This is a genomic window from Gammaproteobacteria bacterium (assembly GCA_030949385.1).
Taxonomy (GTDB): domain Bacteria; phylum Pseudomonadota; class Gammaproteobacteria; order JAUZRS01; family JAUZRS01; genus JAUZRS01.
Genome location: JAUZSP010000010.1, coordinates 95,180 through 116,627, shown reverse-complemented (window position 1 = coordinate 116,627; position 21,448 = coordinate 95,180). Strand labels below are relative to the sequence as shown.

At 48.8% G+C, this 21,448-nt stretch carries 19 protein-coding genes and 1 tRNA gene; 9 read left to right on the top strand and 11 right to left on the bottom strand.

Features of this window, described 5'->3' with window-relative positions; all coding sequences use genetic code 11:
* The first annotated feature begins 346 nt into the window (after positions 1-346).
* Positions 347-697, top strand: coding sequence for a helix-turn-helix transcriptional regulator (locus Q9O24_13900; protein ID MDQ7076199.1), 351 nt, complete (start codon positions 347-349; stop codon positions 695-697).
* A 73-nt stretch (positions 698-770) separates the two neighbouring features.
* Here Q9O24_13900 and Q9O24_13895 read toward each other — a convergent pair whose 3' ends face one another.
* The 3 genes from Q9O24_13895 to pomA are packed head-to-tail and all read right to left on the bottom strand — an operon-like array spanning position 771 to position 2,996.
* Positions 771-1,361 (bottom strand): PilZ domain-containing protein, encoded by a 591-nt coding sequence (locus Q9O24_13895; protein MDQ7076198.1) that lies wholly within the window; start codon positions 1,359-1,361, stop codon positions 771-773.
* 2 nt (positions 1,362-1,363) lie between these two features.
* Entirely contained in the window at positions 1,364-2,218 is an 855-nt protein-coding gene (locus Q9O24_13890) for a flagellar motor protein MotB (protein ID MDQ7076197.1), read from the bottom strand.
* A 16-nt stretch (positions 2,219-2,234) separates the two neighbouring features.
* Positions 2,235-2,996, bottom strand: coding sequence for a flagellar motor protein PomA (gene pomA / locus Q9O24_13885; protein MDQ7076196.1), 762 nt, complete (start codon positions 2,994-2,996; stop codon positions 2,235-2,237).
* Between the two features lie 94 nt (positions 2,997-3,090).
* Between pomA and Q9O24_13880 the strand changes: the two genes are divergently transcribed.
* Both Q9O24_13880 and Q9O24_13875 read left to right on the top strand, forming a co-directional pair.
* Positions 3,091-4,659, top strand: coding sequence for an AAA family ATPase (locus Q9O24_13880; GenBank protein MDQ7076195.1), 1,569 nt, complete (start codon positions 3,091-3,093; stop codon positions 4,657-4,659).
* A gap of 22 nt (positions 4,660-4,681) precedes the next feature.
* Positions 4,682-4,758: transfer RNA gene (locus Q9O24_13875), tRNA-Arg, on the top strand.
* A gap of 4 nt (positions 4,759-4,762) precedes the next feature.
* Here Q9O24_13875 and Q9O24_13870 read toward each other — a convergent pair.
* Both Q9O24_13870 and Q9O24_13865 read right to left on the bottom strand, forming a co-directional pair.
* The gene (locus Q9O24_13870; protein ID MDQ7076194.1) at positions 4,763-5,221 is read right to left on the bottom strand and encodes a response regulator; all 459 of its coding nucleotides are present in this window, start codon (positions 5,219-5,221) and stop codon (positions 4,763-4,765) included.
* Positions 5,211-5,963, bottom strand: a complete 753-nt coding sequence (locus tag Q9O24_13865) for an ATP-binding protein (protein MDQ7076193.1) — start codon at positions 5,961-5,963, stop codon at positions 5,211-5,213. The genes Q9O24_13870 and Q9O24_13865 overlap by 11 nt, the downstream gene beginning before the upstream one ends.
* A gap of 193 nt (positions 5,964-6,156) precedes the next feature.
* Between Q9O24_13865 and Q9O24_13860 the strand changes: the two genes are divergently transcribed.
* From Q9O24_13860 to xseA, 4 genes are all read left to right on the top strand, one after another.
* The gene (locus Q9O24_13860) at positions 6,157-6,510 is read left to right on the top strand and encodes a response regulator (protein ID MDQ7076192.1); all 354 of its coding nucleotides are present in this window, start codon (positions 6,157-6,159) and stop codon (positions 6,508-6,510) included.
* 15 nt (positions 6,511-6,525) lie between these two features.
* Positions 6,526-7,143: a hypothetical protein gene (locus Q9O24_13855; protein MDQ7076191.1), complete on the top strand. Its 618-nt coding sequence runs from the start codon at positions 6,526-6,528 to the stop codon at positions 7,141-7,143.
* A gap of 12 nt (positions 7,144-7,155) precedes the next feature.
* Positions 7,156-8,877: an EAL domain-containing protein gene (locus Q9O24_13850; GenBank protein MDQ7076190.1), complete on the top strand. Its 1,722-nt coding sequence runs from the start codon at positions 7,156-7,158 to the stop codon at positions 8,875-8,877.
* A gap of 101 nt (positions 8,878-8,978) precedes the next feature.
* Positions 8,979-10,328, top strand: coding sequence for an exodeoxyribonuclease VII large subunit (gene xseA, locus Q9O24_13845; GenBank protein MDQ7076189.1), 1,350 nt, complete (start codon positions 8,979-8,981; stop codon positions 10,326-10,328).
* 38 nt (positions 10,329-10,366) lie between these two features.
* Here xseA and Q9O24_13840 read toward each other — a convergent pair whose 3' ends face one another.
* From Q9O24_13840 to Q9O24_13825, 4 genes are all read right to left on the bottom strand, one after another.
* Positions 10,367-12,307: a metallophosphoesterase gene (locus Q9O24_13840; GenBank protein MDQ7076188.1), complete on the bottom strand. Its 1,941-nt coding sequence runs from the start codon at positions 12,305-12,307 to the stop codon at positions 10,367-10,369.
* Positions 12,285-12,917 carry a right-handed parallel beta-helix repeat-containing protein gene (locus tag Q9O24_13835; protein ID MDQ7076187.1) on the bottom strand — a complete coding sequence of 211 codons (633 nt, stop codon included), beginning with the start codon at positions 12,915-12,917 and terminating at the stop codon, positions 12,285-12,287. The genes Q9O24_13840 and Q9O24_13835 overlap by 23 nt, the downstream gene beginning before the upstream one ends.
* 247 nt (positions 12,918-13,164) lie before the next feature.
* Positions 13,165-14,082 (bottom strand): Ig-like domain-containing protein, encoded by a 918-nt coding sequence (locus Q9O24_13830; protein ID MDQ7076186.1) that lies wholly within the window; start codon positions 14,080-14,082, stop codon positions 13,165-13,167.
* A 187-nt stretch (positions 14,083-14,269) separates the two neighbouring features.
* Complete coding sequence (locus Q9O24_13825; GenBank protein MDQ7076185.1) at positions 14,270-15,049, bottom strand: Ig-like domain-containing protein; 780 nt, start codon at positions 15,047-15,049, stop codon at positions 14,270-14,272.
* Positions 15,050-15,259: 210 nt separating this feature from the next.
* Here Q9O24_13825 and Q9O24_13820 point away from each other — a divergent pair, with 210 nt between their 5' ends.
* Complete coding sequence (locus tag Q9O24_13820) at positions 15,260-15,499, top strand: hypothetical protein (GenBank protein MDQ7076184.1); 240 nt, start codon at positions 15,260-15,262, stop codon at positions 15,497-15,499.
* Positions 15,487-15,996: a hypothetical protein gene (locus Q9O24_13815; protein MDQ7076183.1), complete on the top strand. Its 510-nt coding sequence runs from the start codon at positions 15,487-15,489 to the stop codon at positions 15,994-15,996. Before Q9O24_13820 ends, Q9O24_13815 begins: the two co-directional genes overlap by 13 nt.
* Here Q9O24_13815 and Q9O24_13810 read toward each other — a convergent pair whose 3' ends face one another.
* On the bottom strand, positions 15,997-20,436 hold the full coding sequence (locus Q9O24_13810) for an EAL domain-containing protein (GenBank protein MDQ7076182.1): 4,440 nt from the start codon (positions 20,434-20,436) through the stop codon (positions 15,997-15,999).
* A gap of 21 nt (positions 20,437-20,457) precedes the next feature.
* Positions 20,458-21,399: an ABC transporter substrate binding protein gene (locus tag Q9O24_13805; protein MDQ7076181.1), complete on the bottom strand. Its 942-nt coding sequence runs from the start codon at positions 21,397-21,399 to the stop codon at positions 20,458-20,460.
* Positions 21,400-21,448 lie beyond the last annotated feature (49 nt).

Genomic DNA, 21,448 nt, shown 5'->3' with positions numbered 1-21,448 from the left:
CTTGCTTCTATAAAGAATTATTTTCTCAAGAAGGGCTTTCGGAACTGTAGGTTCCAGTAGCAGTCTAAGCAGGCAACGTTAGGTTGTTGGAATTGGATGATGTGTTTGTTAAACGGTAATAGGGCTTTTAAAGTAACCTCTGGATCTGTTTTTTCCAGCTAGACAATGACTGATAAATTCAAACTGAAACTGTTTTGAATTGACCAAAAAATAAAAAAGGTCAGGGATATACGTCATGGAATACCAAGGCAGTGGTAATAAAATTGTCAAGAAGGTTACGCCTTAGCCGTTAATTACAACAGCACACTTGTGTCAACAAACAGTGGAAAACATAGGACAATTAAACATGGCAAATGCAACGTATCAAGGTGGACCAACCACATTAGGTGATCGTCTGAGACACAGCCGTAAGGCCAAACATTGGACTCAGGAACAGTTGGCAGCGAAAGCAGGCACAACTCAGGCCGTCATCCAAAAAATCGAAAACGGCAAGAGCTTACGCCCGCGTAAGATCCAAAGTTTATCCGATGCTTTGAGTGTCACCCCTTCCTGGCTGATGTTCGGTCAAGAAGACGCACCCACACTGGATAAAGAAGCAATCGACATTGCCAAGGCATGGTCGAGCATTGACGAACCCACCCGTTCGCTCTTAAAACGGGAAATCATGGAAAAAGCCTCGCATTTAGAAGTTTCCTAAATGTGTTGTTAGAAAACAAAGACGGCTTCCGACTGGATGCCGTCCTACCAAAACAGACAATGCAGCCGATACGTTAACCAAAACTCATCGTCTCATCGCGCTTTTTATTGTGCAGATCACGCAACTGTTTTTTGTGCGTATGCTTGATAATCGCCTCTCGATCTTCGTCGTGAATGTACTCATAATCCACCGACACCAAAAACTGATTGCCTTGCTCCAAACCGTCACTGCACACAATGCAAGAGACAACGCGCGCGTACAACATCATAAATATTCTTGATGGAAACAGTTTTACCCGCATCTCAATCAGCCCCCCCTTTTGGTAATCTTCCTGAGAAAAAAACCGCATTCCTTGGGCGCTCAAATTGACATTATGCGTCGGTACATCCGGCAACATCGCCTCTTTAGAAACAAACAATTTGGCTAAAGAGTTAATCTTTTCATCCATAAACTGTAAATACTCAGCCACATCAGAATACTTCTTTTCAATTACCTTAAAGAGCGGTAATTTTTTCTCATTTTTACCCAAAAAGGTACTATAGATACTAAACATATCCCGCTGATAAGCAAAACTATCAACGGCCTCATCCTCGATAGATCGACACTGCAACGACAGCTGATCATCTATCCGAAAATAACGCCGCCTCTCTGCTGGATTAGACACTCCTACCTCCTCACTACACGGTTTTTTGATGGCTTCTGTTGCATGATTTCTTCCACTAAAATAATCTCTATACGACGGTTTTTAGCCCGTCCTGCTCGAATCGAGTTGGTCGCCAGTGGCACCACATCCGCGTGCGCTCGAATTTCAAAACGTTTCGAATTCAATTTTGCATGCTGGGTTAAGAAATGCACCACACTGGCAGCACGGCTGGCCGACAAAACCCAATTTGATGAAAATTGCCGAGTTGAAATGGGCAGATTATCCGTATGCCCTGCCACAATAATTTGACCATCACTCTTTTTCAAAGAGTGACCAATGCGATTTAAAACAGGAATAAAGCTGGGCTTTAAGGCCGCCTTACCCGAAGAAAACGAACCACGCTCACGAATGCGTAAAATCACCTTTTCACGCTCTGTCAGCACCTCTAACAAACCTAACTTTATTTCTCTGGCCAAACTTTTTTTCAACTTTTCCGCTCGCTTTTTTGCCCGTTTGATCGCCTCTTGCATATCCTGTGCAGCGCCTTTGGCATCAGAGTCGGTAAAGTCCAAATTCTGTTTATACTCTTCCGTAGTCATCTGCCGAATTTGAATCAACGGAGTCGGTACCGGTTTACCAGGACTGAACTCCTGTGCCACCACACTGGTGCCTTTTGGGATCTCCTTGGCTTTAATCTCGCGCTGCACCCCAAAAGCAAATTTCATTGAACCCGCAACTTGCTTGTACTTTTGCACGTCCATTTCAGAAAACGACAGCAACAACACAAAAAAGCACATCAGCAGTGACATCAAGTCGGCAAAGGTCATGACCCAGCCGGGTATGCCCTCTTCACACTCACATACGGCTTCATCGTCCATGCTTCATCCCAAAAATTCAGTCATCACTTGATGAGACCCGTTTGCTCTCGGGTAAGAAGTTCATCAATAACTGCTCCAACACTCTTGGATTAACCCCCTCCTGTACGCCAGAGATGGATTCAATGATCAAGGCTTTATTGAGCTTCTCTTCGTTGCTTCTGAGTTTTAATTTCTCCGCAATCGGCAAGGCAAAGGCGGTGGCAATCACCGCGCCGTACAACGTCGTTAACAGTGCCACCGCCATCGCTGGACCGATGGACTTGGGATCAGACATATTCGACAACATCTGCACCAGACCAATCAAAGTACCAATCATGCCCATTGCCGGAGCCGCATCGCCCGTGGACTTAAACATGCTGACACCGATATCATGACGTTCGATGGTCAAATTAATGTCCTTAGCCAACATCCGGTTCACCATCTCAGGCGGATGACCGTCAATGCAGAGACCAATGCCTTTTTTCAAAAAAGGGTGGTTAATCTCTCGCTCCTCCAGCGCCAAAATACCCTCTTTACGAGCAATGTTGGCCAGTTCAACGGCTTCAGTGATTAGATCTTCAGGGGCGGTGCTTTTATACAAAAACGCTTTCAACGCAATGCCAAAAGAGCTTAAAAACTGCCCCAAGGTGACGCGGGTCAACACCACCGCAATCGTGCCACCAAACACAATGATCAACGACGGTACATTAATAAACACCATCGCATCGCCACCGAGCAGAATCGACCCTACGATCACCCCCGTCACCGCCAACACGCCCAATAACGTGGCTAAATCCATCTCTGCACTCCCTACAACCGTTATAAAAATAGAATCCCAGCAGCAATTGTTCTATCCTGCGCCAAACCACTGACTTGATAGGAATCGAAACCGTATGAGCACCGCTCTTTATTCACAACAGCAAACCTTGATCCAAAATCTCTGTTCCTCTGAAAATAATTTTCCGCACAGTGTCAAACAACTGGAACGCATCGAAACCCACATCTCCACCGTGATTCTCTGCGGTGAGTTTGCCTACAAGATCAAAAAACCGGTCAACTTTGGTTTCCTCGACTTCACCTCACTGGAACAACGCCGCCATTTTTGTGAAGAAGAGCTGCGTCTCAATCGCCGTTTGGCACCCGACCTCTACCTTGATGTGGTTGCCCTGCGCGGCAGCATTGACGCGCCACATTTTGGTTCTGAGGGAGAGATCATCGAATACGCGGTAAAAATGAGGCAGTTTTCCCAGCAGGACCTGCTCGATAAACAGCTGGCAAAAGGCAACCTCAACGGTTCACAGATGGATGCCCTCGCCACCGACGTGCAGCGCTTTCATCAGCAGGTGGCGATTGCAGACGAAAGCTCAACCTTAGGCACCGCCGAAGAGGTCTTTGCTCCGATGCAGCAAAACTTTGATCAACTCTATCCACTGATCAAAGAACCTGACGCGGTGGCTCAGCTAAAACGCCTTGAACAGTGGAGCCAACAGCACTACCAGCAACTCAAACCCCTGCTACAAGAACGCAAATTGAAGGGCTTTATCCGTGAGTGTCACGGTGACATGCATCTGGGCAACATGACCCTTCAAGATGACAAAATCAGCCTCTTTGACGGCATTGAATTTAATGAATCTTTTCGTTGGATTGACGTCATCAGCGAAATTGCTTTTTTGATTATGGATCTGGACGACCGCAAAGCGCCAAAATTAGCACGTCGGTTTTTGAACGCCTATCTGGAACAGAGTGGCGATTATCAAGGGTTACAACTGCTGCGTTTTTATCAGGTTTACCGGGCTTTGGTACGGGCTAAAATCGCCAGCTTTCGCCTTGCACAAGAGGGTCTAAGCGACACAGAACAACAGCAAGCCATGGCACAGTATCGCAGTTACACCGATCTGGCCGAAACCTACACCAGCGCTAAAAAACCCCATCTCTGCGCCACCCACGGCCTCTCTGGCAGCGGCAAAAGTCACCTCAGCCAACAGGCAGTAGAACAGTACGGTTTTATTCGTCTGCGCTCCGATCTGGAACGCAAACGCCTGTTCGGTCTGGAGACACACCAAAACTCAAACAGCAGCCTCAATGACGACCTTTACAGCTCTGAAGCAACAACAAAAACCTACCAACACCTGCAAGATCTGAGTGAGCTGGTTTTAACCAGCGGCTTCTCGCCGCTGATTGACGCCACGCTGCTGGATCCAGCCCAACGCGCTGGGTTTAAACAATTGGCACACGATAACAGCATCGCCTTTGTTCTTCTCGACATTCACGCCGATGAAACGCTGTTAAAACAACGCATCAAGGCGCGTCAAGAAAAGGGCAATGACGCTTCAGAAGCGGATCTTCAGGTATTACAACAGCAGATAAAAAAATACCAAGCGCTGCAACCCGACGAAGCAGATCAGATCATCAACATCGACAATCAAGAAGGCTACGTTCTGCAACTTGCGTTTATGGATTAAGGGGGATTAAAATGCAGCGCACGCCTCGGTAGCTCAGCTGGATAGAGCGCTCCCCTCCTAAGGGAGAAGTCGCAGGTTCGAATCCTGCTCGGGGCGCCAAATTTTAATGGTCCAGCTCTTCGGGTAACAGCACCTGTTCAAACCAGTACTGCTTTAACACATCCACCGCTCTGATAAAACACTCCATATCCACATGTTTTTGCAAAAAAGAGTTGGCGTGTTCTGCGTAACAGGCTTGCACGTCAATGGGGTTATTCGAAGTACTCAACACCACCACCGGTATTTGTGCTAAATCAGGGTTATTTTTTACCTCCTTCAACACTTCATGACCGTCCATCTTGGGCATATTCAGGTCCAATAAAATAAGATCCGGCCGCTTAACGTCAAAAAATGGTGCTTCTTTGTATAAAAAGGCCATCGCTTCTTCGCCGTTATTGGCAATGCTAATGCGACACGGCAAACCAACACTCATAAAGGCTTTTTTGGTCAACATTTGATGCGCCATATCATCCTCCACCAGCAACACATCCATCGAACTTTTTTCAAGTTGTTTATTCATCATGCGGCAGACCTTTTAAAGTAAAATAGAACGTTGCACCCACACCCACATCAGACTTCACCCATATTTTTCCGCCATGGCGTTCAACAATTTTTTTACACATCGCAAGTCCAATACCAACCCCAGAATATTCACCTTGCGCGTGCAAGCGCTGAAATATTTTAAAAATCCGATCAAAATGTTGCGGCTCCATGCCAATGCCGTTATCCGTCACAGAAAACCGCCAAAAACCCTCCAGCCACTCTGCATTAAGGCGAATTTTCAGATCTCCTTCGCAACGGTACTTAATCGAATTTGAAATCAAATTTTGCAACAGCAACTGCAATTGGTGACTGTCCGCCATCACCATCGGCAATTGCCCGTATTCAATCAAAGCCCCACTGTCACCAATCGACAATTCCAAATTCTCCAACACCGCCAACAACACCGCGCCACTGCCCACCTCATTCAGCTCTTTTTCTTGACTGCTCAGACGTGAAAACTCCAACAGACCATTAACCAACATCTTCATGCGATTGCTGCCCTGTACCGCAAAATCGATGTACTGCTTGCCCTCGCTACTCAGCTCATTACCGCAGTTGCTCTGTAACAGCTGTAAAAAACTGGTCACGGTACGGAGTGGCTCTTGCAGATCATGGGAAGCAATGTAAGCAAACTGCTCCAACTCTGCATTGGAGCGAAGCAAATCCCGATTTATCGCTTTCAGACTTTCAACTTCAATGTCCTGCACTGCTAACGTCTGCATAAACACCCTCGCATCAATTAATAGGGATAAAAACATATTGCCTATCCTACTTATCGGTTATCTCGGTACGAACTTAAAGCAGGCCACAAAAAAATCACCGAGCAAAATAAACCTTTAAGTATTTCTAGTTCAGACCGATAGAGCCAAGTAACAGGTGATTCACAATCCAACCACACAATAAAGGGCATTACCGATGACAGTACAAACCATGTTGGTGGTAGACGACAGCCGCTTAACTCGCATGATGGTGAAAAATTTTGTTCATGTTGCCCACCCCGAGTGGAAAATCATTGAAGCAGGTTCAGGGGAAGAGGCACTGCAAAAAGTCAACGGTGAGCAAATTGACTGGATGACCATCGATCTCAATATGCCGGGCATCGACGGCATGGAACTGGCTGAACAATTAAAAGACCAATTCCCACAGGCCAACATGTGTCTGTTAACCGCCAACGTGCAAAAAAGCGTACAACAACGCGCCAGTAAGCTGGGTATCTCATTTGTCAGTAAACCGATCACGGAAGAAAAAATCGTCGGCTACGTCTCCTAAATTAAGCCCATAAAAATGAACCATAATCTAAATGAGATGCAGCAAGATGCCATCGGCGAACTGCTTAATATTGGTCTTGGCCAAGCCGCCGCCACCTTTAGCGAACAGGTACAACAAGAAGTTCTGCTCTCCATCCCCAACATCAGCTTCTACACCTTGCAAGAAGCTGCCACGGTGCTTGAACAAATGACAGGATCGGAAGCCTGTCTGGTAACACAAACGTTTTCAGGCCCCATTTGGGGAGATGCGCTGTTGGCACTGACACCACAAGACAGCCTAGAGATCATTGAAATTTTGTTGCCTCCACACACAGAGCAAGAACGACGACAACAAGAAGCCGAAGTGTTAACCCACATCGGCACTTTGATACTCTCCACCACTCTAAAAAGTCTGCAAAGCCTCTTTCCAGACCCGATCAAAATGGGAAAAAAACAGTTTAAAAAAGGGGCTGTTTACACCTTGTTAAATGAGAGCACAACAACCTTTCACTACAAAACAGGAACCGCGCTGGTTTTGTGCATGTCACTTACGCTGGCCAAGAAAAAACAGAGCTTCTACATCAGCATTATTATGAATCACGAAGCACTCCAGGCTCTAAAAACCGACCTCGATCACCTTCTCAATCTCGTCTAAAGCGAACTGATTATGACCTCTACTGCTGACATCCAATTATTGCTGATTGAAGACAACCCCGCCGATGCTTTTTTACTGCAATACATGTTACAACACATTGAAGGTCAAAACTTTTCAGTACAGCATGTGACACGTCTCAAAGAAGCTCAGCAGCAATTTGAAGCAGGTTATCAAGCCGACATTGTTTTATTGGATCTCTCCCTGCCCGACAGCCAAGGCATGGAGACCGTAACGGCCATCATCGACATCGCACCACATACACCGATCATTGTCATGACGGGCAATCAAGACCCCAGCGCCGTGCAAGAAGCGGTCAAAATAGGCGCACAAGATTTTCTAATTAAAGGTGAAAACGACGCCCGTTTTCTGGATAAAACCATTCGTTACGCCATCGAGCGCAAAAGTGCCGAATCTCGCCTCACCTATCTGGCCCACTACGACTCCCTCACCGGTTTAGCCAATCGCGCCCTGTTTGATGATAATTTACGTCAAGCTCTGGCACGCAGTCGTCGTAAAGAGTCTCTGCTCGGTTTGCTCTTTATTGATTTAGATCGTTTTAAAATGATCAATGACACCCTGGGTCACGATGCTGGAGATGAACTGCTGCGCAACGTGGCGCAACGGATTAAAAACGTCATTCGAGAAGGGGATTTTGCCGCGCGCTTGGGCGGTGATGAATTTACCGTCATTGTCGAAGGCATTGCCGCCATCTCCAATGCCGGAATTGTGGCACAAAAAATTCTGCAAGCGATGTCTGCGCCCTTTACCCTCAACGGTCAACAAGTCGCCGTCAGTTCCAGCATCGGCGTTGCCACCTACCCAACGGCAGGCAACAGCGCCGAAGAGCTAATAAAAAACGCCGACATCGCCATGTACCGCGCCAAAAACCGAGGCCGCAACAACTACCAAATTTACAGCGATGACCTCACCCCCAATGAACGCCACCGTCTACAAACCGAACACGAACTGCACCGCGCACTGAAACAGAACGAACTGCAACTCCACTATCAACCGATCATAGAAACTCAGACAGGTGCCATTTTAGGAGCCGAAGCCCTGCTAAGATGGCGACGTAACGGCCATCAAGAACTGATCCCACCACTGGAATTTATCCCCATTTTAGAAAAGACAGGGTTGATCGTATCCGTCGGTAAATGGGTCTTGCGTAACGCCTGTTTGCAATGCAAAACATGGCACGATGCGGGTGCAGAAAACCTACGCATTACGGTCAATCTCTCCCCACAACAGCTGCGTGGTCCCGATACACTGCAATGGATTCAAGACGCACTCAATGAAAGTCAGTTGGCCGCCCAATTTCTGGAACTGGAGATCAGCAGCCGTATTTTCACCCACCCCAGCAGCACAGAAAAAGAGAGCCTCGACAGCATTCGTGCCATGGGAGTCGGCCTCTGCATTGATGATTTTGGTTATGGCGACACCTCTCTGAGCTGCCTAATGAGCAATCAACTCAACAGCGTTAAAATAGACCGACGTTTTTTACAGGGGGTTACCACCCACAAACCCACAAATGTCGTCATTGCCGCCATCATTCAGATGGCACAAAATTTGGGCTTACAGGTCATTGCCGAAGGGGTCGAAAACCGCGCCCAGCTCAGTTTTTTGCAAGCACACGGCTGTGCTCAAAGCCAAGGGTATCTCTTTAGCCCTCCCATTGAAGCGCAAAAATTTGCGCGGCTACTGCATGAAAAGCGAAAACAGACCACGCTGGCTTAGGCACAACGGGCAACTAAACCCATCACTCGCCTTCCCCCCTCTCAACAAACTCGTTATGATCCTGATCTATCGAAAACCACTCATGCCGTAATCCCAAAATCATGCTCAACACCAGAACCATTCCCTCTCGACCACTGAGCATCACCCAGCTCAATCGCCAAAGCCGTGAACTGCTGGAAAACCATTTTAGCCAAATTTGGGTCGAGGGAGAGATCTCAAATTTCCTCCGCGCTGCCTCTGGCCACTGTTATTTCACTCTTAAAGACAGCAAGGCTCAGATCCGCTGCGCGCTGTTTAAGGGTCGCAGTCGCTACCTAAGCTGTACGCCAAAAAACGGCCTACAGGTGCTGGCACGAGGCAAAATAAGCCTTTACGAACCTCGGGGTGATTACCAATTTATTGTTGATCAACTGGAAGAGGTTGGCAGCGGCCTGCTGCAACGCAAATTTGAAGCACTAAAAACCGCTCTGCAAGCCGAAGGATTGTTTGCGCCAGAACAGAAACAAAGCCTGCCCGCGTTTCCCAAACAATTGGGGGTCATCACCTCCAGCAAAGGGGCGGCGCTGCACGACGTGCTGCACGTTTTGCAGCGCCGCTACCCCAGCCTACCGGTGATCATCTACCCCTGTGCGGTGCAAGGCCAAAAGGCCGCCGCCGAAATCGTCAGCGCACTGCAACTGGCTCAGCAACGCGCCGAATGTGATCTGCTGTTGTTGGTGCGTGGAGGTGGCAGTTTGGAAGACCTGTGGCCGTTTAATGAAGAGATCGTTGCCCAAGCTATTTTTGACTGCTCCCTGCCAATCATCAGCGGTATTGGTCATGAAATTGACTTTACCATCAGCGATTTTGTTGCCGATCTGCGCGCACCCACCCCTTCCGCTGCTGCTGAACTGGCCACTCCAGATCAAAAGGAACTCCAACAACAGATTCAAAACCAGCAGCAACGCCTTATTCAGCTGCTAAAACAGCAACAACAACACGCCAAAAATCGGCTCAACACGCTGCAAAAACGCCTGCTACTTCAACACCCTCAGCAACAGATTCAACGCCAAACACAACAACTGGATCAGCTCGAAGCCCGCCTAAACCGACACATAAACCGACAATTGCAACAACACAAAACACACCTATTTCAACTCAGTGAACGCCTCAGCAATCACTCACCCCACAAAAAACTGCAACAACAGCACACCCTATTAAGTCAACTACAGCAACGCCTTGAAAACACGCAAGAAAAACAACTGCAACAGCAACGACTCAAATTGTCCGCTCTAAGTCGAACCCTACAGGCCGTCAGCCCACTGGCCACCTTAGGAAGGGGTTACAGCATCAGCCGTCGTTTGACCGATCAAAAGATCATCAGCCACAGCCAAAACCTGAACGTAGGTGATCAGATTGAGACCCAATTTGCAGCAGGAAACGTCATCAGCAAAATTGAAAGCGTGCGCTAGGGGCGCATTCCATATGCACCCTGCTCTCTTTCAAGAAATCAATTCAAAGTAAATTCATCCAAAATATCACCGCTGCGGTTGTAGCTGCCCACCCGCACCGTATTGCCCTCCACCACCACATGCACAAATCCCCAGCGATCCAACGGAAACTCCGGCTGATCCGTCTGGCCACTGACTTGATTGCGTCGTGGATCATCAAACAACACCGGTTCGCCGGTCTGTACATTGGTGGCGGTAAAATCATGCCCCACCCCAGACTCTCTCACCTGCTTATCCCACTCTGGCGTATTCGGAATCGTCGGGCTGGTCTCACGCTGATGGTGATCTTTACCGCCATGGCCGCTCAAAACGTAGGTCACCCCATTCGTTTGATCAATCGACCCGTCGGCGTTACGCACGATGCGCCCTGTTGCGCCATCCACTTTCAGTGGCACGCTGCGTTGCGAGGCATGTTCATGGCCAAACAGCACCAATTTCACTCCGTACTGCTGAAATAAGGTGGAGAGTTTTTTTCTCATATCGACGTTCTCGCGTTTATCAGCGGCGTAACCGTGTTTACCCGAAGAGAAAATAGAGTGATGAAAAAAGGCCATTTTCCACGGCTTCGTACTCGCCTGTAAATCCGCTTCCAACCAAGCCAACATCGCCGGTAAACGCAACACCGCTGGGTCTCTGGGAACAAATTTTTCCGTATCCAACATAATGAAATGGGCGTTCCCAACATCAAAGCTGTAATAATGCTCTGCGTCTTCTGGCGGAATGCCCATCATTACGGGGAACTCAAATGATTCGGTAAATCCCGTCGGAATATTGCTGGCATTATTACCGTACTCATGATTTCCCAAAGTACCAAAAAAAGGCCGTCGCGAGAGAATCGAGACCTCCGCCGGATTAAGCGATGCCACATTGGCTTTGCCGCTCATCAGATCAAAGAAATTAAAATCAAAGGTCTCTGGCGTGCCGTCATCCAATTTTTGTAACACTCCATCAATAAAACCCGTGCTGCTGTAAGCCAGATCACCTACCCCCACAATAAAGTCATGCGGGTAATAAAAATTACCGGTGCTGTCTTTACGTGACATCTGATCACGCACCCCACGCGGTTGGCTGTAACGAGTACCGCTGTCACCAATAACCAAAAAGCTCACTCCATTGGCATTGGTATCGGGCAGGGTTTTAAAGGTCATCTCTTTAACCAATAAAACATCATTATGATACAAGTTATAAACGTATTGGGTGTCTGCCTGCAAACCGATTAAATCCGCTTTTTGATAAAAATAGCTGCGACTATTAGAAGTGGATACTGCAATCACCGTCTGAAAATTGCTGTCACTTAATTTTCGATAAGTAATGGTCGCTTTACCCGGATTCTCGGTACCCCAGATCACCTTCAAATGATCCGAAGTAAAGCCTTGAATATAGGGGTAACGACGCAAAATAGGTTTACCCGCAGCGGTCGGCATCTCGGTAGCCAAACCACTGATGTCCGCCACCACGCTGCCGCCACCACCGGCAGCGCCGCCACCCGTACCGGTTGTGCCACCGCTGCTGACGGTCAAACCCACACTGCTTTCAAATGCACCGATGTCCCAACCACTGCCTTGCGGACGCGGCGTATTGGCAAAATCTTTCGGTACATCTGTGCTTAAATCAGCGCCCACATCCAAAGCAGGGCTGTTATCACTCAAACGATAATCACCGCCGCTGACATTAACAAACAGAGGATCTGTGGCCAGACTGTTTTGATCCACACCGCTGCGCGCCACCCATTCACTAAAAGAAACCGCTGTATCTCCCAGCTTGTCTTTCCAAATTAATGTAGGAGAAGAACCGTCCACATTCCAATAAAGATTATTGTCCATGTGCAGCTCTGCATCCGTGACCAAAGAACGGTAATCAATCTTAAGCACCGAACGAGCGCCGGTACCAATAATAATATTATTAAAAATATTGATATTAATACCAAACGTCTGACTCACTAATCTCCGATTGATTCGAAATATGAATGGCCGCATGGCGGTTGCTGGCGGCGTTATAACAGGTGTTGTTATAGATCTTTACATCCCGTGAGGAAGAGGTCGCCAAACAAGACTCTTGCGTATTCATAATGACATTGTTACGAATCACACCATCGTAGGTTTCATAAGAACCATCGGTCAGAAGAATGGCATCGGTCTGCTGACCGAGCATAATGCCTTCTGCATACACATTTTCTACCAAGTTATTTTCAATCAGAGCGTTACGCGCATTGCCTTTGCAATAAATGCCAATGGAGGGAATATTGTAAACGTGATTGTTCACCACCCAGAGATTTTTCACCCCGACACAATCAACCCCTTGAGCGTTGGCCGGACGCGGATTAACAGTCTGAGAATTGGGTGGGTTTTGTGCTGCCAAAGTCGCCCAACCTAAATTATCATGAATTTTATTATTCGCGATCACCACGTTATCGGCTTTGTTATTCACCTTAATGATGTCATTGGGCGCGCTGTGCAGATCGTTATTAATCAACACCACATTGGGGTTTTCAATCTGTACCGCGTAAGTACCACCACCAATAATCTCCAAGCCCTCAATTCGCCAGTACATAGGAGTGGCAGTCGTACCTGTTTTCAGCCAAAAATAAATGGTCTCTGAGCGACCGCCATCAAGTACAACGTGCTCATTTTGATAGGGACGCATGGTAATCCAAGCATTGGCCAGCCCAGCATGAATCGGATCTATTCTCACCCCCGCATAACTGCCTGCTCGAATCTCAATGACATCTCCTGGAGCAACCCGACTCACGGCTTCTTTGAGGGTTAACAGCGGATTGGCCAAACTGCCATCGGCTGCATTATTGCCGTTGGTCGCAACGTAATAACTGCGTCCCGTTCCTACGCCTGGCGTGGTTGGATCTGCCGGTCTGACCGGAGGTGCTGTGCCACCACCGGTGGAGCCGCCACCGTTTCCAGAACCCACAGTCCCGCCACCTCCAGAGCCACCGTTTCCACCCCCCGTAGAACCACCCCGCTGCCGCAGTCGTGAAACTCCAACTGATGTTGTTGATTTTATTACCGGCTGGATCAGCAGCGTCAACCAAGGCGACGGTATAACGTGTGTTCGCCTGCAACGAACTCGGTGGCTGGTAGACTGCGCTATTGCCCGTACACACCACTTGACCGCCGTGCAAACCAAAAATCGTAAACGTATTTTCAAGCGTACTGCAATCCATTGGCTCACTAAAACTAACACTAACAATCTGATCAACCGCAATACCACTGGCATTAATCCCCGGCGTACGCGAGGTCACTACCGGCACCAAATTATCGACCCCTCCCGTAACGCTGGTATCCACACTGGGGGTCACCGTCAACGTCACAGGGATAATCGTATTACCCGCTTGATCGCTCAAACCAGACAACGTCACGTTGTAATTCTGACCCACAACAAAATCTTGGCCGGTCAAAAAGAAAATACGGTTATCAACAATGCGAAACTCACCATTATTGGCAATCGACTCACCACCGCCATCCAACACGGAAAATGACAACGAACTGAGGGAAGCGGCACTGATCGGCTCATCAAATTGAACCTCAATCTTCTGCAAATCCGCCTTAATGGCCAGTACTTTGGGTGCTGTTTTATCCGCATTCCCCGTCGCTGGAGGATTCGAGGAGCCACAACCGACAATCAATAACAGGGGCAACCAACTCAGCAGACGACACCCTTTCGACAGCATTCCAGAATTATCTTTCCAATCTATGCTCATCATCCCACTCCTTAAGTGCCACGCCGACCGCAAAACAAACGTAAATCTCACGACACATATCTTAACAAATACTTAAGATACCAGAATACCCGTCCACCTTTCCCTTTTTATTGCCCAGTTCACACTCTCGACTATAAAAACCCACCCAACGTCTAAAGCTTGATCTCCCTCACAACCTCACACAGTACCGCTAACGATCCTCCTCTTCACACAGCTCATCACACTCTTCATCAACGTCGGCATCCCTCTCAGACACAAACGAACCTTCGGTGGAAAAACTCCAGTTGGCAAACGGCAATAGATTACCAGCCAAATCCGTTGCTCCCAGCAACACCGCCTCGTAACGAGCCTCCCTTTGCAACGGTTCAAGCGGCCTATAAACCACTCGCCTCCCTTGGCAAGACGTTAATTCAGTATCAACGCCCGACAGAGTCAAAGCCCCTTGCAAGCTAGCACAGCTCATCGCTTCACTAAAATTAAGCACCAGCGACTGGCTTAACTCAACCGCACTCGCATCCGCCTCAGGTATGTGCGAAAGCAACGATGGCGCACGCTGATCAAGCACCACCACACTGTTAACCACCGCTGCCTCTGGCGTTACACTGACCACCACTTTTGGCAAAGGGTTGGCTGCCCTATCGGTCAAACCGGACAGCGTCACTTGATAACTTTTTCCACTTTGCAGCAAGTGCGGTGCGCGCAGCTCAATAAACTCATCAAACAAATAAAACTGCCCATTTCTGGTCAGATCACGCTGCCTATCATCGTGCAGCGTAAAGGTCTGATAACTCAAACTCGACGCCTCAATGATTTCATCAAATTGCAGCACAATCGCATCGTTGCTGGCCGTTGTACTCAGCAGCGATGGCAGGGTCTGATCTTGACTGAGATCGTATTCACTGCACGCTGAAACGGCTAAAACAACCGCCCAGAGGAGACAGCGATATAAATTCGTTCTTCTTATTTCCATTGGCCTAAAACCCCCATCAAAAAAAATCTAGGCGCATTATGGAAGTTTCCAGAATGTCTGTCTCACCACACCAGCAACAATCTTACCAAAGCCTGAAAAAAGCAGATGGGGCGTCTCATGCAACGCCTCTTTCAGCCACTTTGTCAGAGGCCTCGTTGCGGGTATACTTCCACCACAACGGTTACTCACCTTTATAAATCGAGAATAAACATGCCCTACTATGTCTACCAAGTTACCCCAGGCCCTACCGATATTTTAAAGCAGCTTAAGTTAGAAGCGACCTTTGAAAACTACCGCGAAGCCAAAAATCACCTTAAAGAGCAACGTAAAAAATTGGCCAGCGACAGTCGCCAAAGTTATCAAGTGGTCTTTGCCGCCAACGCCCTGCAAGCAGAAGAACAGCTCATGGAAAAACGCGAAGCGCCCATTTTGCAAGAGTGGGAAAAGTAGTCTTTTTATGGACGAACCTGAATTTAAAAAAAGCCTACCACGCCCTCAGCTATCGGCCTTGTCCGTTTGAAAAAACGCAGCTGGCGCGTCACAGTCAATGCCGCCATGCTCAGCAGTTTCGCATTGCGGATCGCAGTGGTCTTAGCTGCCAATCAGCCAGCGCTCAGCCACGCTGTCAGCAACTGCTCAAACTACTGCGCCACAACGCCCGTTTCACTTTGCAACTGAGCCAAATCGAAGGACCACTGCCGCACTCAAAAGAGATCAAGGTACAAACAGGCGGTTTGCGTGGTCTACGAAATGTGCTGCAAAATGAGAAAAACGAAGGAATCATAGAGGATATTTTTACTCTGCTGGAACAGGCCATAACCCAGTTCCAAGAGCTGGATAACTTACCCTACGAGAAATTTTTAGCTGAAATTAATGCGGTTGAAACCCGCTGGCGACGACGTAAAAAGTCCAAACCCAAACCCGATGGAGATCCACCTGAGAGCTGATTACCCCGGATTTCTTTGCAAAAACTGACTCTCGATGTCCGTTGCGGGCAGAGGACGACTGAAAAAATAACCCTGAATTTGATCGCAGCCACACTCCCGCAAAAATTGCTCTTGCTGTGCAGACTCCACCCCTTCGGCGGTCACGTTCAAACCCAAACCGTGCGCCAAAGCGATAATGCCACGCAGAATTTCAGCATCGGTCTGCTCGGTCATCACCCCCTCAACAAAAGTACGATCCACTTTCAAACAGTCAACGGGAAAACGTTTGAGATAACTCAAAGAGGAATAACCAATACCAAAATCGTCAATGGTCAACTGCACCCCCATTTTTTTCAGTGCCCTCAAGGTAGTAATGACATTTTCTGGCTCTTTCATCATCGCACTTTCGGTAATCTCCAACTCAAGCGCATCAGCAGAAAGGCGATTTTTCTGCAAGCAGCTATTCACGATCCCCAGCAGAGCCACCTCATCCAACTGTTTAGCTGAAAGATTAACCGCCATACGAATCGCCTGATAACCCTCATCCAACCAAATACGCGCTTGCTGACAGGCGTTATCCAACACCCACTCTCCCAGCGTGACAATCAGACCACTCTCTTCTAAATAAGGAATAAACTCCGCTGGAGAGATCAAACCACGGCTCGGATGCTGCCAGCGCAGCAACGCTTCCATGCTCCCCATCCGACCGCTCTTCAAACTGCGTTGCGGCTGGTAATAAAGCACAAATTCACCTCGTTCCAAAGCACCGCGCAGATCCTGCTCCAATTTCAACCGCTGACTGATCATGGCTCCCATGCCCGGCTCATAAAATTGAAACTCTCCGCCCTTCTCTTTAGCCCGAAACATCGCCGTATCGGCGTGTTTAAGCAGGTCTATGCTGTTTTTACCATCCTCAGGATAAATGGCAACACCGACGCTGGTACCGATATACACCGGCTGTTCCGTAAACGTAAAGGGCTTTGAAATCGCCTCACAAATTTTTGCTGCCACCTTGGCAACCGGTTCCAATTCAGCGATGTTATCCAAAATAATGGTGAACTCATCACCGCCCAAACGTGCCACCATATCGCCACTGCGCACACAATGCAGCAGCCGTTCCGCCACCGCTTGCAGCAACAAATCCCCCACATCGTGTCCCAAAGTGTCATTCACGCTTTTAAAGCGATCCAGATCCAAAAACAGCACCGCAAAGCGTCGCTTCTCTTCACCATGCTCCAACAGCTCTTGAATACGCTCCATAAACAGAGCTCGATTTGGCAACCCCGTTAACGTGTCGTGATAGGCCAATTGATGTACGTGTTTTTCTGCCCGACTGGCGGTTAACAATCGTACGACCCGCTGTCTTAACACCGCAAAGTGCAACGGTTTGGGAATAAAATCCGTCGCTCCAGCAGCAAAGGCATTATCAATGGAGTGTTCATCATCCAGAGCTGTGATAATCAACACCGGCAAATTCTCAGCCGCTGGCAAACGACGAATACGTCGGCACGCTTCAAACCCGCCCATCACCGGCATCAAGGCATCCATTAACACCAAATCAGGCAGCTGACGCTCACACAGCGCCAACGCCTGCTGACCGTTACTGGCCTCTTTAACCTGATAACCGTCTCCCACCAACACGGTTCGCAGTGCCAAACGAATACCACGATCATCATCCACCACCAGCACCGAGAAGGAATCCCCAACCTCTGACACACTCTCAAACTCCGTTTCGACCTCAGAGAGCGACTCCAGCTCCACTTTAACCAAGTGGTACTCTGTTTCTAACTTGCGTTGTAACTCAGCAGCATTTCCCAGTTGCTGCTCGCGCCCTAAAATCTCCAGAGAGGCCGCAAACTCAGCCATCGGTTTCGCACCCAAATTGCGCGCGCTGCCCTTCACACTGTGAGCAACGTTGGCCACCTCAAGCGTATTTTGATCGGCAATCGCATTACGCAACGCCTGCAAATAGATCGGCGTGTCCTCAAGAAACACCGTCAACAACATAGAAAATGAACCGCCAACGCTGTCACGCAGTTCATCCAAAAAAGCATGGTCCAAGGAAGCAGAGGCAACGCCACCCTTAACACTCAATACCAAAGGCTGGACAGACTCGGAGGTGACATCGTTATGATCCGTAAACCAACGCGCTAAACTCTGTTTTAAAGTCTGTAGATTGAGAGGTTTGCTAAGGTAATCGTCCATCCCCACCTCATAACAGCGTTTTACCTCGGCTTCCCCAACATTGGCGGTCATGGCAATAATCGGCAGACGATCTGACTGCTCAGCAGCCCGAATGCGCAAAGTCGCTTCATAACCGTCTAACTCCGGCATGTGACAATCCATCAGCAGCGCATCGAAATGGTGTTCTGCCAGCTGTTCAATCGCCTGCAGACCGTTACCGGCCAATACTACCGAACAACCCAATCGCTGCAACATGCCCAAAGCCACCTGCTGATTGGCGCGATTGTCTTCCACCACCAGCACCGATTTAGCAAAATTGACCGTGCTACGAACTGAAGCGGTCTTTAACGGTTTCAGCAGCAATTGCGGTGGCCGCAGCACATTGAAAATGGCATCGTGCAACGCCGACTCCTCAATCGGGGTCTCAATGTAACCCGCCGCATCCACCAGCTGAATGGTCTCATGCCCCACCTGCCAACGCCGAATCATCATAATCACCGAAGTATCACTTAACTTCGGATCGGCTTTGATGGAGTGACTCAAGCTGGCACCGTCCATGTGCGGCATCTCCTGATCCACCATCACCACGTGATACGGTTTCTCTATCGCAGCAGCGACTTTGAGCGCTTTCAGTGCCTCATGACCACAAGAGACCCCGTGCTGCTGAATGCCCCAACGCTCCAAGGTCTGCTGCAAAAATTGACGACTGACTTCGCTGTCATCCACCACCAAAATTTTCTCACCCGCCAAGGTACTGCTGTACTCCTCCTCTTGTTTATCCACCGCATCCATTGGCAAGCTAAACCAAAAACGACTGCCTCTGCCCACTCGGCTCTCCACCCCAAGCTCGCCACCCAATAACTCCACCAGCTGACGACAGATGGCCAACCCCAAGCCCGTACCCCCATAACGCCGAGTAGTAGAACCATCCGCCTGTGAAAAGGGCTCAAAAATACGTCCCTGTGCCTCCTTAGAGACCCCAATACCGCTGTCTTTCACCTCAAAACGCAGCAAATAACGCTGTTCTTTATGAGACACAACGGACACCAAAACCGTCACTTCACCGTGCTCGGTAAATTTAATTCCATTCCCCAGCAAGTTCATTAAAATCTGCCGCAAACGCCCTGCATCACCAAACAGTCGGGTCGGCACATTGGATTCAATCAGGTAACTGATATCCAAGCCCTTGCGCTGAGCCTGACCGGCCAACAGACCCACCACGTCTTTTTGCACTTCACGCAGATTAAAATCTTCGTTGTTGCTTTTCAGGCGGCCTGCCTCAATGCGGGAAAAATCAAGAATGTCCTCAATCAGAGACAACAACGCCCGCCCCGAACCCAAAGCCACTTCCACATACTCTTGCTGTTTGGGAGTCAAACCCATTGAATTTAGCAACTCCAACATACCCAACACCCCGTTCAGCGGCGTACGTAAATCGTGGCTCACATTAGTGGCAAATTCGCCTTTGAGACGCGCCGATTTCAGCGCCGTATCACGGGCTTTTTGCAACTCCAATTCACGGGTCTCCAAGACATCCATCATGGTATTGAAAGCCTCCTCCATGAGCATGATGTCCTGCGGCCCATTGACCGAAGAACGCACCTTTTTCTCCCCCAACTGCGCCCGTTTCATCGCACCCGCCAGCTCCATCAACGGTTTGGTTACCCGTGTGGTAATGGCCAATAAAACCGACAACAGCAGCGCCGCCAGCAACAGGGAAATGTAGAGATTGACTTTAAAGACCTCATCAAGCACCCGATTAAGCGAGGCTTTGCTCATCACCAAACGGGTATAACCGATCAAATCGGGATCCGCCGCCTGCACACTAAAAGGGGAATCGTCGCTAATATTATCGCTGAACACGGGCGCGAAAAAATGCCATGCCTGATCGGTCTCACCTTCCAAACGACCCAACAAGAGCCACAGTTTTGCGCCATCTCCATCCTGCTGCAAATCCGCCACCTTCACCCCTGCAGAGAAGAGCACCTTATGGTTCGGTTGAAAAATGCTAACGGAAACCACATCGGGAAAAGAGAGCGCCAACCGTCCTGCCTCTTTGGCGTTTTCTGCACTCTCATAGAGCAGAGCCAACGCACTCTGACGGGCAAAGGATTCCGTTACCTTCAAACCCTGTTCAAGAGCTTGCTGACGCAAGCCGTCACTGGAATAAGCAGAAATGGTCAAAGAAGAGATCAACGCCAAACAGAAAATGCCCAACGTAAACGCCAAGATAAGCTGCTGTTTAAAACCCCAACGTGAAATGTGCGTAAAGTGCATACCAATTGCTCAGATTATGGGCTAATAACGTCGAGGAAATAAGAGATCAAAAGATCGAATTTGGCGTGGCACCAAACGTAAACCAAGATGATCTGCGGTACGTCGATTAAGGGCAGACTTCACTTCTAACAAAGGGCGAATGCCCTCATCGCCCTCAGACTGCAATTGACGTCGCGCCATCCGCGCCAAACTTTGCCCCAAGGCGTTATTATCCGCATAGAGAGAAAAAAGCGCACCTCGTTTCGCGTGTACCGACGTACTGGAAAAAATCACAAATTCTCGCTCCCACGCTTGGCTCAATAGATTGGAAAAATGCCGACTTTGATCCACCGTGACCCGATCCATCGGCAGCCAGAGTGCGTCTTTTTTAGCGTCCAGCTGTTTCAACCAACGGCGATAATAACCCGCCGCCTCTTTCATATTCTCTGCGGGAATCGCCTCCAGAATCAGCCCCCTGTCACGCGCTTCTTGCTGCGCTTTTTCAATTAAACAGGCGTTGTTTTCCATGCTGTAAATGACCGTGACCGTCTCTATTTCGGGAACCAAAGAGAGCAAGCGCTCAAATAACAGCTTGGGATCCGGCATCAAGCTAATCCCCGTATTGCCCGCCCGACTCACGGAGAGATCGGTTCCCCCATAAACTACGTTCACCAGCCCCTTCAGCTGCGCCAACGCTCGGGAGCTGGAGCCACCCAAGGCAATAACCACCTCAATCTCTTCTTGATCCAACCAGCGATCCAAGTCGTCCAATTGATAGTCAGCAGGCAACACATAACCGCGTACCGGCTCACCCATAACGGACTCAATGCCCTTTAACATCTCGGCAAAAATGAATTGAAACCGCCCATCCACCTGCGGATACACCACCGCCACAGGCTGCTGCGCCAACACAGGTTGCAACGGCATAAGAGCAAGAATTAAAAATCCCACTCCGTACACCACCTTCCGCAGCGCAATCAACACCAATCGCCCCAAAAGTCGATGATAACAGCCTGTTTGAAATAACCTATAT

What these genes read in the sequence shown, in the direction of transcription:
- pomA (MDQ7076196.1), bottom strand. Translation starts at nt 2,996, where the DNA reads ATGGATTTAGCCACGTTATTGGGCGTGTTGGCGGTGACGGGGGTGATC.
- Q9O24_13835 (MDQ7076187.1), bottom strand. Translation starts at nt 12,917, where the DNA reads ATGTACTGGCGAATTGAGGGCTTGGAGATTATTGGTGGTGGTACTTAC.
- xseA (MDQ7076189.1), top strand. Translation starts at nt 8,979, where the DNA reads ATGCTCAACACCAGAACCATTCCCTCTCGACCACTGAGCATCACCCAG.
- Q9O24_13860 (MDQ7076192.1), top strand. Translation starts at nt 6,157, where the DNA reads ATGACAGTACAAACCATGTTGGTGGTAGACGACAGCCGCTTAACTCGC.
- Q9O24_13820 (MDQ7076184.1), top strand. Translation starts at nt 15,260, where the DNA reads ATGCCCTACTATGTCTACCAAGTTACCCCAGGCCCTACCGATATTTTA.
- Q9O24_13830 (MDQ7076186.1), bottom strand. Translation starts at nt 14,082, where the DNA reads ATGATGAGCATAGATTGGAAAGATAATTCTGGAATGCTGTCGAAAGGG.
- Q9O24_13855 (MDQ7076191.1), top strand. Translation starts at nt 6,526, where the DNA reads ATGAACCATAATCTAAATGAGATGCAGCAAGATGCCATCGGCGAACTG.
- Q9O24_13850 (MDQ7076190.1), top strand. Translation starts at nt 7,156, where the DNA reads ATGACCTCTACTGCTGACATCCAATTATTGCTGATTGAAGACAACCCC.
- Q9O24_13890 (MDQ7076197.1), bottom strand. Translation starts at nt 2,218, where the DNA reads ATGGACGATGAAGCCGTATGTGAGTGTGAAGAGGGCATACCCGGCTGG.
- Q9O24_13900 (MDQ7076199.1), top strand. Translation starts at nt 347, where the DNA reads ATGGCAAATGCAACGTATCAAGGTGGACCAACCACATTAGGTGATCGT.
- Q9O24_13810 (MDQ7076182.1), bottom strand. Translation starts at nt 20,436, where the DNA reads ATGCACTTTACGCACATTTCACGTTGGGGTTTTAAACAGCAGCTTATC.
- Q9O24_13880 (MDQ7076195.1), top strand. Translation starts at nt 3,091, where the DNA reads ATGAGCACCGCTCTTTATTCACAACAGCAAACCTTGATCCAAAATCTC.
- Q9O24_13825 (MDQ7076185.1), bottom strand. Translation starts at nt 15,049, where the DNA reads ATGGAAATAAGAAGAACGAATTTATATCGCTGTCTCCTCTGGGCGGTT.
- Q9O24_13870 (MDQ7076194.1), bottom strand. Translation starts at nt 5,221, where the DNA reads ATGATGAATAAACAACTTGAAAAAAGTTCGATGGATGTGTTGCTGGTG.
- Q9O24_13865 (MDQ7076193.1), bottom strand. Translation starts at nt 5,963, where the DNA reads ATGCAGACGTTAGCAGTGCAGGACATTGAAGTTGAAAGTCTGAAAGCG.